Below are 13,832 nucleotides of genomic sequence, written 5' to 3'. Positions count from 1 at the left end.
CTCGACATCTCGCAGCGTGAGGGACGGCCGCCCTGCTGTCCCGGGAACACCGCATTTCAGCAGGCCGCGACCTCAGCGAGGTAAAACAACAAGCTGAGACGTCTGCCTGGGCGCTGCTCGTGCGGGCGAGGTCGCCGGGGCCTGTCACGGGGTCCGCGTCACGGGACGCGGCAGGCGGCAGGCGGCAAGCGGCGGACGCGCCGCTCTTCCTTCACCGGTTCTGTTCGCGTTCCGTGTTCGGGGCCGGGCGGTCGCCGAGGGTGCGTTGGGAGCCGCGGAAGGTGGCCGGGACGTCCGGGACAGAAGGTTTCGGTTCCGCGCTCGGGGCCGTCCTGGGCCGGGTGGGGCCGAGGGATTTGGCGAGCAGACGGGTGAGCGCGGCGTCGACGGCCGGAGCGGGGCCCGGTGACATCGGTGTACGGACGCCTTGTTCGCGGGCGACCGTGATGGCGCCTTCCAGGGCCGGCGTTCCGCTGCCGGCCCGGCCGCGCGGCTCCCGCATACGCTGCCGATCGACGCCCGCCGGGTTGGCGGGATCGAGGGAGATGCGCTCACCTGGTCGTTCCAGCCACGCGGCGGCGACATCGGGGTGCGACCGGGCCCGAACCGTACCCTCCGCCAACGCGGCGGTTGTCCGGTGCCGGACCCAGGTGTCCGCGGCCTCCACCAGGGCCATGAGTCGGTCGGCGTGTTCGGGGGCGAGTTCCTGCCGGGCGCGCACGACGCGAATATCGAAGTCCGTGAGCGGTTCGTTCGACGGGGGAACGTCGTGCGCGCGTTTGTACTGTTCGAGGTCGGCGCGCCGTTGTTTGTAGAGAGCGAACGCGTGGTCGGCGCAGGTCCGTTCGGCGTCCGCGGCGGCGCTCGCTCGGGAGACGGCGGCAGCGGTGCGGTCGTGTTCGTGGTTTCGGACCGCGCACACGGCGACCAACGCGTCCCCGGGAGTGTCGCCGCCGCTCATCGACTGGGCCAGCGCGTGATCCCTCGGCCCCGATGTGAGGGTGACCACGGTCGGCCCGTCGCTCCGGGGCAGGCGATGCTCGGACTCGGAGACGAGCCGAAACGGTCGCAGCGGCTCGGCGGGGCCGTACTCGTCCAGCCAATGCGTGAGGACCCCGGTGACCCGGGCGTCGTCCCGGTCGGTGCAGGGCACGCCGATGCGACCCAGGAAGCCACGCACCGCGCCGACCGCGACCGCGATCGGCATGCGCCCCTCGGACACCCGCAACAAGTCCGTCAAGGTCGAGTGGAGGAAGCCGGCGGTGAGTTCACGCTCGAGTTCCCCGCGGTGCAGGGTGCCTCTGCGCTCCTCGAAGGCGCCCGTGATCGCCTCCTGCGGCCACTCCGGTGTGAGCTTGATCAATTTCGCCAGGTCGTACATGCGGGCCTGCGGATTGTGGCTGACCAGCGACAGGTCGAAGTCCACGGTGCCTACCGCGATCCGCTCAAGGGCGTGCGTATGAAATGGCTCCGCCCAGTCCCGATCCGCCGTGATCACACTCTCCAGATAGGCGAGTGTCGCCAGGTTCTGCTCGGGGGGCCGGGCGTGCATATCCGAGAAGGCATCGTGCATGGTGGCGACGAGGCCGGTCCCGTGCCGGGCGCGGGCGGGCGCATCCAGGTCCGCGCGCATCAGGTGCTCGACCTGGTGCACCATCCTGGACAGCGTCACCCTCGGGTCGCGTTCGTCCAGGTGACTGCTTTCCATCAAGCTCGTCAGTACGTGGCTGTGGAGCAGGGCGTCCGCAGCGACGTCGGTGCCGTGGGCGAGCAACGTCCGTGCCTCGGCAAGCGCACGTTCGGCGACCGGGGCGAGCACCGCATCGCGATAGGCGTTGACGAACGGCAACCCGGCCGAGCGACGCGCCAGCGCTTGCAGCACCGCACCGTCCACGGGCACGACGTTGTCCGGCTTCAGATCCCCGTGCTGCAATATCAGCGGACCGTCCTGCGGGCCGTAGGAGCGTGGCGGCGGCACCAGGCGGTGCAACTCCTCTCGGCTCGGTAGCCCCAACGCCGCCCACACTCCCGGCCCGAACCGCTCCAGCACGCGGTCGATCATCCATTCCCGGTGCGCCGATCGCAGGTTCTCCGCCGTCGGCTCCCGCCCCTCCAGGCGCAGCGGAACGTCCTGGATCGTGGGGTCGCACATCCCGAGGATGTTCTCCGCCTGCTCCGCCCATCTGTGCTTCAGATGCTCGCCGGCAGGCAGGCCTAGCAGATTCGACAGCACCGGGCCCAAAAGCCGGCCTCGGTCCCCCGGCGTCGGGACGACATCGATTCCGCTCGCGTGATCCGACGGGCCCGGCAGCGAGACGAGGTCCACGACCCGTGCCCCGTCCACGATGAATCTTCGGGTAAGGACGGGTGCAAATGTGTACTCGTGTGGCTGCCAGTTGAGGTCGCTGTCGCGGTCACCGGGACCCCCGACCATCGGCAGCGCCGAGGGTGCCGCTGCGGGGTCGTAGGCGTCACCGCGACCGTGAGCGGTCCGCGCCACATGCGAGCCCTCGAGCGCGTGCACCGGTATCACCATGTTGGTCCCGCCCACCGAAGGACCGAAATCCCAGCCCGGTGGCGGACGCCAATCCCTCACCGGCGCGCTCCATCGCCGTTCACAGTCCCGCTTCCCGCCCCGGAACACCGACCCGCCATAAGCCCGGGCCGGGGGCCGGTGCACCTCGACGTACCGCCCGCCCCCTCGCGGCGCGGCCGCGCGGCGCGCGCGCGGCGGAAACGCACAGAACGCGTGCGTCTTCGAGTGATTCCGCGGGTCCTTCCGGGTCCATCGTGAACGGTACGGTCGCCCGTGCACGTACGGTCCAGCGCACCGCAGTTGGCCACTGCCGACGTCCACCGATGAAGACAAGCACGTTCCCCGCCGTTTGCCGGAGCAGCCGCAGCCGAAGGAAGTGCTCCTGTGTTGCCGAGGGAGCACCTACTCGGGGGCGAGATCGTCTGCCGAGAGCCCACCGTTCGGCCCCGTAGGCAGAGGATGGCCCGCTCATGAGCACTGAGGATCGTATTCGAGACATCATGAGGACCGACTCGATCGAGGAAATGTGGGGCCGGCTCGGGGAAGGACTTCGTGAACTCACCGGGAACGCGGCGTTGACCGCCGAGTTGAACTCCCGATCGGCATCCTCCTTCAACCCGAACATGCTCAGGGGCTACGCGGTGGGACTCCTGCTGCTCAACCACGACTATCGCGGCATCGATCTCGGATCGGTCGTGGTCGGTGACCTGCCGGCCGGCGAGCACCCCGAAACGCTGGCCCACTGCACCGACCGAGGCCAGGCGGAGCACGCCGCGATCACGTTCAACGAATACTGGAGCAGCACGCGCGCCGAGGCGCGATACGTCATGCAGATGCAGCACGGCGCAGCGAGCGGGATGCTGACCGGTGGCGTGCTCAGTCCGGTCCATACGGCCATCCATGAGGGGGTGCACCCGATGGTGGAACAGACGGCAGGGCCGATGTGGACCGAGAAAGGCGTGCTCCGAGGCCATCGGGAAAGTTTGGTGGAGGGCATCGAGCGGGTCTCCGGCAAACCGTGGCAGGAGGCCGTGCGCGGCGAGATCGGCGGATACGCCACCGTGGACGACTCCGACCGCCCGGGTCGGGGCGCGCCGGCCGATCGTTTCGCGGAACTTCCCACCGAGGCAATGGTCTCCTTGTACATGAATGGAAGCCGCCAGGCCGGTTCCGTGGCGCCCTATGTGCACAGTCGGCTCATGGAGGCCTGCGGACGTGACCGCTCGGCGTGGGAACCGCGACACGTCCCCGTCTCGGCCCGCCTCGCGGCGATCGTCGGCGCGCCGGGAACCCGGCAACTGTTCTTCACCTCGTTCGAACGACAGTCGTCGAGGTCGGCCGCCGCAGCACGGGGTACTGCGATCGTGCGGCACCTCGACGCACCTTCGTCCGCAGCGACCGCGGCTCGAGCCCGAGCGGCCGCGTCCGTCAACGCCGCACGAGTGGTCAGCAGGGGCTTCTCTCCGATCTCCCCCGGCACCTGGAAGGAAGGGACCGCGAGCGCGTCCAACACCGGAACGGGCCTGATGCCGCGCGGTGTTCGCCACGCTGCCACCCGTAAGGCGAGTCAGGACGCGAAGACCGACCTGGCGCCCTGAATGTTCACGTGTGCTTGCGCGGGACACGGTCTTGGCCTGCTTTCCGGGACGGTGGGAGCGGGGAGCCCGGACGACGGGAACCTCGCCGCGTCGGCGAACCACCAAAGACGCGGACGCCCACGGCCCGGTATGACCGGGCGAATGGTCAGCATCCGGGTGCCCCGTCGGCGAGTCCCGGTACGGGTGGTCGGTGGGCCAGGACTTCGAGGGTGCTCAGGGCTATGTGGTCGCGGATGCGTTGGACACACGCCTGCCACTGGCGGGTGAACCCCGGGTGCGCCTCCAAGTCGTTCCAGACCGGCAGCAGTTGGGGCGGCACATCGGTACCCGGCATCCACACGTGAAGCAGATGATCGACGGCCGGCCGCAGTCGGCGCAGCGACGTGGGATCCGCCTGTCCCACGCACGCCCGGTCGGCCGTCTCCGCCAGGACACTGAGCAGCCAGTCGTGCAAGGCCAAGTCTTCGCACAGTGCGGCGAGTTGCCGGGCGTCGGGAAATCGGTCCGCCGGCAGGCGTAGTTCGAGGGTCCGCTCGGTGGCGCCGTGCAGGGTGAATACGCCGCGGGGGCGGCTGCCGGGTGCTCCGGCGGCGGACCAGCGCAGTTTCGTGCGCCGTGCGCGAAACGTCGGTCGGTGGTCCAGCGCCGGCGAGCCCTGCACGCGGCCCAGGAGTCGTTCGCACAAGGCCCCGGGGTCGAGTTCCGGCCCGGGTGCGCGGTCACCGGGAAAGCCCCGGGCCAGGTCGTCGGTGCGCGCGCGTCCGACCACTTCGACGGTGCCGAGCCGCTCGAGGTGGTGCGCCCATGCCAGGCGTCGGGTGCCGCCGGCCACGATGGTGGTGCGGGTGGACGCCTGCAGCACTCGTCCGCCGGTGATCCGGGCTCGCGCCAGCAAGGTGCCGACGCCTCGTGTCTTGGTGCCCGACCCGGTGCGCACGGGGCAGTCGACGGCGTCCACGGTGTCGGCGGACACGGCTCGTGCCACCGGCCGTTCGGCCGCCCACACGCGGGTGCCGTGCACGAGGTGGCCCAGCAGCGCCTGGGTGCCCAGCGGGGTCAGGGGCGCGGAGTTCATCAGCAGCGCGGTGCGCACTTCGCCGATCACGAGCAACGGCGGCGTCACCGCTCGCCGCCGGCGCCCGGCCCGGTGCCGCCGTCTGTCAGGAGGGTGTAGGCGATTCGTTCGGTCGTAGCCGCCGGCAGACGGATGCCTTCGGCTTCGGCCCGTCGCACGATCTGCCCGCTGACTGTGGCGTCGATCGCGGTGTGGCCGAGGATGAGCCGAACCGCGTGCTCGATGGGCAGGAAGCGGGTGCCCAGGACGGAGAACGTGCGATACGCGGTGAACGGGGCGGCAGCGGGGTTGAGGCGGGTCACCGCCGGGAGGTCGTCCCAGTCCTGGGGGAACGTGGGGGACGTCCAGGGAATGGGCGCGGCCACCGCGGCGCCGCGCTCGCGGAGCAGTCCCAGCCGCAGCAGTTGCCATACCGCTGCCAGGAACGGGCATGACCACGTGCGGAGTTCGCCGTCTTCGTCCCATAGTTCGACGTCCAGGAAGATCGAATGGCGGCGCGCACCGATCTCGCGGGGTGGCTGCCAGCCGGTGTGCGGGGCCATCGCTTCGGCGCCGGATTCGCCCGGTGAACGCGCCCCGTTGCACATCCAGCCGGTGTCCTGGGTCGGCGGCCGGGAACCGTTGCGTCCCTCCAACGGTATGGGCACCAGCCCGGCCTCCAGCAGCGCGGCGGGTTCGGTGTCGCCGAAGCGGGCGCATGCGGACTCCCGTGCGAGGTAGTCGATCACCAGCCCCGATTCGGCGGCGGCACGGACCAGATCGGGAACCACCTCGGCGGGCGAGGAGAAGCGGGAGAAGTAGTCGTCGACCAGGAAGCAGGTGCTCACCCGTGCCCGTGTCCGCGCGTCGGGTGGGGCGACGGTGGCACGGGCGGCTCCCACCCATGGCGCGATCGCGGCGAAGTGGCTCCGCAGGCGGTCCGGGCCGCTGGCGAAGTCTTCCATGTAGAGGTGGCCGAGTTCGATCGACAGGTGCGCGAGCGGAATCGACTCGGTCCACTCCTCGGCCGACCACTCGCAGAAGAGCGTGGCCCCGGCTGCGGGGTGCGTGTCGTCGGTGCTCACATGACCTCCCAGCGGGCGGTGTCGGTCAGGGCGTGCGCCAGGTCTTGCAGGGCGTCGACGGTCTCCCGGTTGGCGATCCGGCTGACCATCGCGTCGGCGTCGGTGAGCAACTGCTCCCGCCACTGGAGTACCGGGTCCAGCGGGACCGAGCCCAGGAGGGAGGTGCGCCCGAGCTGATGGCTCGCCGCCAGGTCGTGCAGTTTTCGATCGCATGCGACGAGCCATTCGGCCTGCTCCGGCCGTAAGTCCCCGGCGAGGGCCACACCGGACTTGGGGACGGCCGCTCGGATGTAGCGGACCCGGTCGGCCAGGGCCAGGGGTTCGTGTCCCATCATCGCCCCGGCCGCCAGGATGCCTCGGTCGCCGTGCACCAGATCGGCGGTGGCGACGATGTGTTGCCGGGTCCAGCGGTGGAACACCAGCCAGCGGACGTTGGCTTCGCGGAACTCGGGGCGGGCCGTGGCGCGCAGCGCCAGCTCGATGGCGTATGACCGCCCGGCGCTCAGGTCGACGAACGTGACGTCGAACTCCTCCTCCAGCCGCAGGAAGAGCTTGGCACAGGGGTCCACGGTCGCCTCGTCGACGGGGAATTCGCCGCCGCCCACGTCACCGGGGAAGATCTCCAACCGGCCGCACGAGGGCGGGCGCATGCGAAGCTCCCGACGGCGGGTGTGCGCCCACACATCGATCTGGCGCGGCTCGCCGCCGCGGCCGCGCAGGTAGGTGTGCAGGCCGGTACCGGCCACTCGGGGCGAGTTGTCCAGTTCGAAGACGGCTTTCGCGGTGGGCGAGCCGAAGTCGAAGTCGACGTAGGCCACGTCGTCGCCCAGAAGCGCCCGTCGGTAGGCGATGTTGGCGCAGGTCACCGTTCGTCCGGTGCCGCCCTTGTCCGATGTGGCGAAGACCAGCATTCAGTTCATCCCCTCGACGCCTGCTCGCGCGCGGCAGCCAACCCGTCGAGGCGGCACAGCGCTTCGGACACCAGGGCGATCGCGACGGCGGGGCGCCGGTCGGCCTGGTCACGTGAGCGGCTCAGCACCGCGCCGATCAGGTGGAGTTCGGTGTCGGTGGCGGGTGCGTGTGTGGCGTGGGTCAACAATTCGCGGGCGAACAGGTGGTCGGCCTCGCGGAGCATGTCGGCGGCGGTCTCGGCGAGGCGCGGGCTGGGCGCGAGGTCCGCCGCGATGCCCGCGGCGGCGACGACCAGCACCTCGACGACGCGCTCGGTCATCCGCCAGGAGAGCTCGGCGGGGGCCGATGACGCGTGCGGGTACGCCCGGCCGGGCGCGTCCCACAGTCCCGCGGCCGATCCCGCGTCGAGCCTTCGGCCCCACACGTGATCGGTGATGGTGTCGGCCAGGGTCAGCATCGCGTCGCGGTACTCCATGCTCCGGGTCAGTGCGGCGACTTGCAACGTGCGTTTGAGCAGCGTGGGCGCGAAGTCCGTAACGGTCCAGCCCAGCGGCGGGCCCAGGCGTTCGGTGCCGGGGAGCGGCGTGATCAGGCCGGGGGTGTGCAGTGCGACGGCCGGGTCTTCGTGCAGTGCCCGCCGGGTGATTCTGGCCCGCGCCGCGAGCTCGCCCAACACCACGACGAGTTGGCCGTGTTCGTGCGGGGGCGACACCTCGTCGGGGCCTCCTTGGCGCATGAGGTTGTGGATCACGATGGAGGCCACGTGCAGGGTCCGGTAGTCGGAATCGTCGCCTCCCCGCCACGGGATGTCCTGCAGGGGCCAGGTCGCCCCGCCGAACCGGGCCAGGGCGCTCCAATAGCGCTGCGCCAACTCCCAGCGCACGAGCAGTTGTTGCGCCAGGGTGAACTGATCGTGGTCGAGCAGGCCGGGCAGCAGCGTCTGCTGGGAGGAGAACAGGTCGACGATGCCGTCCATCGCCGCGACGGTGAAGTGGAGGGACGGCACGGGATCGGCGTCGTATCCCGGTCCGTCGCGGCCCGGCAGTCCGGGCCGGCCCCAGGCCCAGCCGCAGGAGAAGAACCGACTCTCGTCGTCGAGGCCGGACGGTTCGCCGCGCGGGGCGTCGAGTCCCAGCAGTCCGGTGCGGATCGGCTGCAGGAGTCGCAGCAGCTCGCGGAGCCGGCGTTCCTCCGGCTCGCGGTCGGCGAAAACCGCGCCGAGGAGCGTACGTTCCTCGCGGGAGTCGCGGGCAAACGCGTCGGCGACGAACGACTCGCACAGGGCGGTCATCGCGTGGGTGAGCCGTGCGGAGGCCGCGCCGCGGAGCATCGCCAGGCGTTCCAGGGTGGGCGTCGCACGGACCCGTGCCTCGATCTCGCGCACGAACGCGAGTGTCGACAACGACAGGGTGACCGCGATCGAGAACGATTCGACGGTCTCCAGACGCCGCTGGGCCGCGACCGGAGCGTGCGCGGGGTCGAGCGCGCGCAGCGGCCCGCCGGAGAACACCGGGCGCCCTTCCTCGTCTGTGTACGCCCGGAGGTACTCGGCGCAGGCGTCGGCGACCGCGTGCGGGATCCCCTGGTGATCACCCAGCGGAGCCAGCGCCGCGAGCACGTCGGGGCCGGTGGTGTCCGGGTCCGCGAACCCCAGGTCGGGCATTTTCATCGCCGGATACAGCAGGCACACCAATTGTTCCGCGTCGCGGAGGGAGTCCTGGGAGGGCCAGGCGTCGGTGTCCGGGTCGAAGCGCGTGGCGATACGGGGGGCGAGCACCTTCCACAGGTCGAGGAGTCGCCGTCGGGGCAGATTGGTCACGGGCAACGGATCCTTGCTCCGGCTCAGCTCCGGCTCACTTCACCCGGGCGCGAGCGAGGAGCATGCCGGTATAGCCGTCGCGCAGGGGCGCGCCGCCCACGTCGATCCTGGACACCTCAAGTTCCTTGGACAGGGGCTCGAGTTCCCGGCACACCCGGTCGCGGTCCACGGCCACCGCAGGGTAGTCGCGGCTCCCGACCACATATCCTTGCGAGTTCTCCATGAAGGCGATGGCGAACGGCGCGTCGGGGCGCAGCAGGGCGCAGAACCGGTGCAGGGCCAGGCGGAACTCGTCGTGGGACGTGGAGAAGGACTCCGCGACGAAGAACATCGTGCCGACGTCGCAGGGGGCGACACCGTCGATGCGGTCCAGGATGTTCTCTTGACGAACCGTTGCGCGTTCGGCGAGTACGGCACGGGGGTCGGGCAGGCGCCGGTACGTGTCGTGGACGGCCAAGACGTCCCAGTACGCGTCCCACAGCGGTGAGTAGCCGGCTGTCTGCGTGCGCAGCCAAGCGACGTTCGCCGAGGAGTGTTCGAGCAAGGTGATCTCGTCGCAGAACGGCAGCATGGCCAGCGCCGGGTACAGATTGGCGCCGGAACCGACGTCGACGCCGCGGGCCCCGGGCGTGCGGACGATGCCGGAGAAGAACTCACTCACCTCTTCGAGGATGTGCCGATCCGCGGCGGACATCTCGGCGTAGTTGTGTGCGAGGTAGGCGTCCGCGTCGAACGCGTCCCAGTCGTACACGGCATTCTCGGGCATGTATCTCCCCCATGGGATTCGCCGAGGTCGTTTCGTTCGTCTGCGGACGCCGTACGCACAGGCCGGCGTGGGCAGGTCCGTGGGTGCTTCGGCGTCGCGCAGACCATGATCGGCACGGGAGAGTCCGCGACTTGCTCGAATGCGCACGCGTTCTGTGCATCTTCGGCGCGAAGTGGCATGGCGGGGGGCGAGTTGGGCCCTACCATCGGTCCCGGCGACGTTCGCTCGCACACTCCTGGTCGCTCCCACCGGAGAAAGGCATTCCCCGTGAGTCGTCCACCGGCCCCATCCGCCGTCCCGTCCCCGCTACGGCAACCGGCCGAGAATCGGCTCCGCTTGGGCACCGACCACTCCTCGCCACGGCCGAAGAACGGCAGCCGACCGGTCAAGCGCCCGGCCCCGGCCCGGCGCGGTGGCGGTGTCCTCCCCGGGTGGTCGGGCCGCGAGGGGCCGCACGACGAGGGCCGCTCGCCGACGACCGTACCCGCGACGAAAGCCTGAGGCTCGTGAGCCGTCCACCGGTCCCGGATCCCGACGCGGCGCAGCAGCGGCCGTCCGCCGCTGCGGACACCGTGCCCGCCCGACGCCACACGCTCCGCGGAAGCGGGCGCGGCCGGCCGGTGGTGCGCCCCGGCCCCGACCGCCAGGGCATCGGTTCCGCCCCGGACGTCGACATCGTGCGGGGCATATTGCGCGACGCCATCGTGGGGTTGGACGTCGAACCCCTCGACGTGGCGGATCCCCCCGACTACACCGGCTGGATATATCTGTTGGACCTCGGACCGCTCAGCGTCACCGACATCGGCACCGACCCGGTGCGCGCCGCCCGTACACCGCGCCTGATCCGGAGCAATCCGGCCGACTTCTACCACTTGTCCATCGCCCGGCGCCCCGTTTGGGCCGCGCAGGGCGGCCCGCAGACCCGGCTGCGCGCGGGCGACGCGGTACTGCTCGACAGCACCCAGCCGTGGTTGGTCTCGGCCGACGCCTTCGCGAACCACTTGGTCTTCAATGTGCCGCGCGCCGATCTGCGGCGTGACCTGCGGGTGGAGCGGTCCATGCTCGGACAGACCATTCCGGCCGACAATCCGACACTGCGCGTACTCACCGCGACGATCGTCGAGGTAGGTCGTATCACGTCTGGGCTGTCCGCCGAAACGCGTACGGAACTAGGCCACACGGTACGGGAATTGCTCATCTCGGCGATGCGCACGGCGGCGGACGGCCGGCACCGCCTGGCCGACCCGCGGATCTCCCATGGCGCGCAACTCCTGCGCATGCAGGACTTCGTACGGCGCCACTTGGCCGATCCGAACCTGTCGTCGAAGACACTGGCGGCGGCGTTCGAAGTCTCGGTGCGGTATGTCGAATTGGTCTTTCGTGAGGGCGGTCTGTCGCCCTCCCGGTTCATCCGCGAAACACGCCTGGCGCAGGCTCGCCGCATGCTCGCCGACCCGCGCCAGCGGCACCGTTCCATCGCCGCGATCGGCCGATCGGTGGGGATCGAGAGCCCCAGCGTCTTCGCCCGGACCTTCCGTGGGCGCTACGAGACCACACCACGGGACTACCGCCGTTCCGGTACGACGCCTACCGGGTAGGCGCCCGAAGGTCCGGGCTCGGCCCGGCGTGGTCAGGAGAATTCAGTCCGACGGCCCGGTCCTCGGGGAAGAAATCCGATACAGCCGTCGCGTGAAACGTCCGTGCGGAAATCGGGGAATTTCCGTGCGCGGAACGTCGAATCACCGACCCCTCATGTTGCGATGGTCGGCGGTGTGCGGGCTGCGGGTTCGCGCCGGATTCTCGACGCATCCACGCGTAGCCGTCGTCGGCCGCCGATTCCTTGCGCGCGTGCTCCCTCGGGTGTGAGCGCGGCTTGCTTTCGGAGCCGTTGGGGCGAGCACTCTTTCCGTCTGCGTCGACGCGCGACGCGGCGCGCTCCGCGACCTCCCGGACACCGCAACCTTCGGCGTGCACCTGCGTGACCGAGCCTTGTCGGCTGCGTGACCGAGCCTTGTCAGCCACTTCGGCGATCGGACCGACCTCAATGAGCGCTACCCGCAAGAGGCGCGGCCCCTCCCTCCGTACCGAGATTGTCGCCGTGGCGGCGCTGCCCGCAGCCGCCGTCCTGGTCTGCTGCTGGCTGTGGGCCGCCGCCTCCGTCGCCGCCCGGGTCGACACCACCGTCGAGCCGCCACCCGCGTCTCCGGCGAGATTCGCGTTCGAGTGGTGCACCGGCTCCTATCGATGGCCCGGTTTGTCGGCCACGATGTTCGCCGTCGGGATGCTGGGTGCCGTAGGAGCTTGGACGGCTGCCCTGATCCGCTCGTACGACGGAAGGCTCACCATCGATCGCGCCGCCCGATACCTCGCGTCGCCGCGCGATGTGCGGCACGCGAGCGAACGCGGTGCCCGTGCGGCTGCGCTGCGGATGGGGGTGGACCGCACCGCCGGGCCGGGATTGCTCGTCGGGCGGACGGTGCGCGGGAGCCGGGGCCTGTGGGGGTCGTGGGAGGACATGCACGTGGACATCTGGGGTCCGCGCACGGGTAAGACTGCCACTCGTGCGATCCCGACCGTCGTCGCGGCTCCGGGCAGTGCCGTGGTGACCTCGAACAAGCGCGACATCGTCGACGCGACCCGGGGAGTGCGCGCCCGCCGCGGCCCGGTATGGGTGTTCGACCCGCAGGGTCAGGCCGGCGAGCCGGCTTCGTGGTGGTGGAACCCGCTGACCTTCGTCGGCGACAACGTCGTCTACGCCCTTACGTTGGCCTCGATCTTCGCGAGCGTCAATCGCAGTGCGCACACCCGCAGCGACGGCTACTTCGAACCCGCCGGCCAGGACCTCTTCGGCCATCTGCTGCTCGCCGCCTCGCTCGACCATCGACCGATCACCGACGTGTATCGGTGGCTGACCCGCCCGGACGACGACACCCCCGTCCGGATCCTGCACCACCACCGCCACCCCGCAGTGGCGAAGGCGGTGGAAGCTCTGCATCAGTCCCCCTCGGCCCAACGCGCGGGCGTGTACGGCACGGCCCTGCAGATGGCCTCGTTCCTGTCCGCGGACGTGGTCACCCAATGGGTAACGCCGAACGCGGAATTCACCCGGCCCGAGTTCTCGCACGTGGAGTTCGCATCCACCGTCGGCGGCACCATCTACCTGTTGTCCGAGGAGACGAACAAGATGGCCGCTCCGCTCGTCCTGGCGCTGACCACGGCGCTCGCGTACGCGTCGGAAGGCGTGGCGATCGACAGTCCCGGAGGTCGACTGCCGGTGCCCATCGTGTTCGTCCTGGACGAGGCGGCGAACGTCTGCCCGTGGCAGGAACTACCCACTCTCTACAGCCATTACGGCTCACGCGGCATCCTGATGATGACGATCCTGCAGTCCTGGGCACAGGGAGTGGCGGTCTGGGGCGAGCAGGGCATGGCCAAACTGTGGGGCGCGGCGAACGTCCGGGTCTACGGCGGCGGGGTCGCGGACACCCGCTTTCTCGGCGAACTCTCCGCCGCCTGCGGCGTGTTCGAACCCCGAACCACGAGCACATCCGGCCGATTTCCGTCCGCATGGCCCGAATCCGTCAGCCGTGCCTCGCGGTCGGAACCGGTACTCGACGTCGCCGACCTGATGGCGATGCCGCGTGGTCGCGCGCTGGTGCTCCTGAGCGGAAGCCCGCCGACTCTGGTCAAGACAGTGCCGTGGTGGGAGGGACCGAGTCCGGACGCCATCCGCGCCTCGTTGGCGCGCTACGCCCCATGAACACCGCCCGCCTTCGCGCAACCAGCGACACCGATCCAGAAGAAATGCCCCAGCACCACTGATCAGGCCGTGGCAGACGGAGGACGGGCGAGGTAGGCGGTCTTGGCGTCGGCGGAGAACCCGCATGCCCGGTAGAACGCATGGGTGCCCGGGTCACGGGAGCCGGTCAGCAGCATCGCCTTGTAGCAGCCCGCGTCCCAGGCGGCCTGGAGCGTGGCATCCATGATCCGCCGGCCGAGACCGGTGCCGCGCAGTTCCGCGTCGACCACGACGTTCTCGATGACGGCGTACGGCGAGGCCGA

At 70.3% G+C, this 13,832-nt stretch carries 10 protein-coding genes; 3 read left to right on the top strand and 7 right to left on the bottom strand.

What is annotated here, in order from left to right; genetic code table 11:
• Nucleotides 1-211: 211 nt before the first annotated feature.
• Nucleotides 212-2,152 carry a hypothetical protein gene (locus tag ACZ4FV_RS49515; RefSeq protein ID WP_465327898.1) on the bottom strand — a complete coding sequence of 647 codons (1,941 nt, stop codon included), beginning with the start codon at nucleotides 2,150-2,152 and terminating at the stop codon, nucleotides 212-214.
• A gap of 854 nt (nucleotides 2,153-3,006) precedes the next feature.
• Here ACZ4FV_RS49515 and ACZ4FV_RS49510 point away from each other — a divergent pair.
• Nucleotides 3,007-4,134: a hypothetical protein gene (locus ACZ4FV_RS49510; RefSeq protein ID WP_465327896.1), complete on the top strand. Its 1,128-nt coding sequence runs from the start codon at nucleotides 3,007-3,009 to the stop codon at nucleotides 4,132-4,134.
• 145 nt (nucleotides 4,135-4,279) lie between these two features.
• Here ACZ4FV_RS49510 and ACZ4FV_RS49505 read toward each other — a convergent pair whose 3' ends face one another.
• Genes ACZ4FV_RS49505 through ACZ4FV_RS49485 form a run of 5 tightly spaced genes read right to left on the bottom strand, consistent with a single transcriptional unit; the run spans nucleotide 4,280 to nucleotide 9,770 of the window.
• Nucleotides 4,280-5,257 carry an SCO2521 family protein gene (locus ACZ4FV_RS49505; protein WP_465327895.1) on the bottom strand — a complete coding sequence of 326 codons (978 nt, stop codon included), beginning with the start codon at nucleotides 5,255-5,257 and terminating at the stop codon, nucleotides 4,280-4,282.
• The gene (locus tag ACZ4FV_RS49500) at nucleotides 5,254-6,273 is read right to left on the bottom strand and encodes an SCO2522 family protein (protein ID WP_465327893.1); all 1,020 of its coding nucleotides are present in this window, start codon (nucleotides 6,271-6,273) and stop codon (nucleotides 5,254-5,256) included. Before ACZ4FV_RS49500 ends, ACZ4FV_RS49505 begins: the two co-directional genes overlap by 4 nt.
• Nucleotides 6,270-7,184 carry an SCO2523 family variant P-loop protein gene (locus ACZ4FV_RS49495; RefSeq protein WP_465327891.1) on the bottom strand — a complete coding sequence of 305 codons (915 nt, stop codon included), beginning with the start codon at nucleotides 7,182-7,184 and terminating at the stop codon, nucleotides 6,270-6,272. Before ACZ4FV_RS49495 ends, ACZ4FV_RS49500 begins: the two co-directional genes overlap by 4 nt.
• Before the next feature lie 5 nt (nucleotides 7,185-7,189).
• Entirely contained in the window at nucleotides 7,190-9,004 is a 1,815-nt protein-coding gene (locus tag ACZ4FV_RS49490; RefSeq protein ID WP_465327889.1) for an SCO2524 family protein, read from the bottom strand.
• 34 nt (nucleotides 9,005-9,038) lie between these two features.
• A complete protein-coding gene (locus ACZ4FV_RS49485; RefSeq protein WP_465327888.1) occupies nucleotides 9,039-9,770 on the bottom strand; it encodes an SCO2525 family SAM-dependent methyltransferase in 732 nt (243 codons plus the stop codon).
• A 506-nt stretch (nucleotides 9,771-10,276) separates the two neighbouring features.
• Between ACZ4FV_RS49485 and ACZ4FV_RS49480 the strand changes: the two genes are divergently transcribed.
• Entirely contained in the window at nucleotides 10,277-11,368 is a 1,092-nt protein-coding gene (locus tag ACZ4FV_RS49480) for an AraC-like ligand-binding domain-containing protein (protein ID WP_465327886.1), read from the top strand.
• Nucleotides 11,369-11,868: 500 nt separating this feature from the next.
• Nucleotides 11,869-13,530, top strand: a complete 1,662-nt coding sequence (locus ACZ4FV_RS49475) for a type IV secretory system conjugative DNA transfer family protein (protein ID WP_465327884.1) — start codon at nucleotides 11,869-11,871, stop codon at nucleotides 13,528-13,530.
• Between the two features lie 62 nt (nucleotides 13,531-13,592).
• On the opposite strand, the gene ACZ4FV_RS49470 is transcribed toward ACZ4FV_RS49475, so the two are convergent.
• A partial coding sequence (locus ACZ4FV_RS49470) for a GNAT family N-acetyltransferase (RefSeq protein ID WP_465327883.1) occupies nucleotides 13,593-13,832 on the bottom strand: 240 nt, incomplete at its 5' end.

The organism is Embleya sp. NPDC025285 (assembly GCF_055558835.1).
This window is presented reverse-complemented; position numbering and strand designations above follow the sequence as displayed.

Coding starts and splice junctions, on each gene's coding strand:
- ACZ4FV_RS49515 (WP_465327898.1), bottom strand. CDS start 2,152: ATGTGCGACCCCACGATCCAGGACGTTCCGCTGCGCCTGGAGGGGCGG.
- ACZ4FV_RS49510 (WP_465327896.1), top strand. CDS start 3,007: ATGAGCACTGAGGATCGTATTCGAGACATCATGAGGACCGACTCGATC.
- ACZ4FV_RS49495 (WP_465327891.1), bottom strand. CDS start 7,184: ATGCTGGTCTTCGCCACATCGGACAAGGGCGGCACCGGACGAACGGTG.
- ACZ4FV_RS49485 (WP_465327888.1), bottom strand. CDS start 9,770: ATGCCCGAGAATGCCGTGTACGACTGGGACGCGTTCGACGCGGACGCC.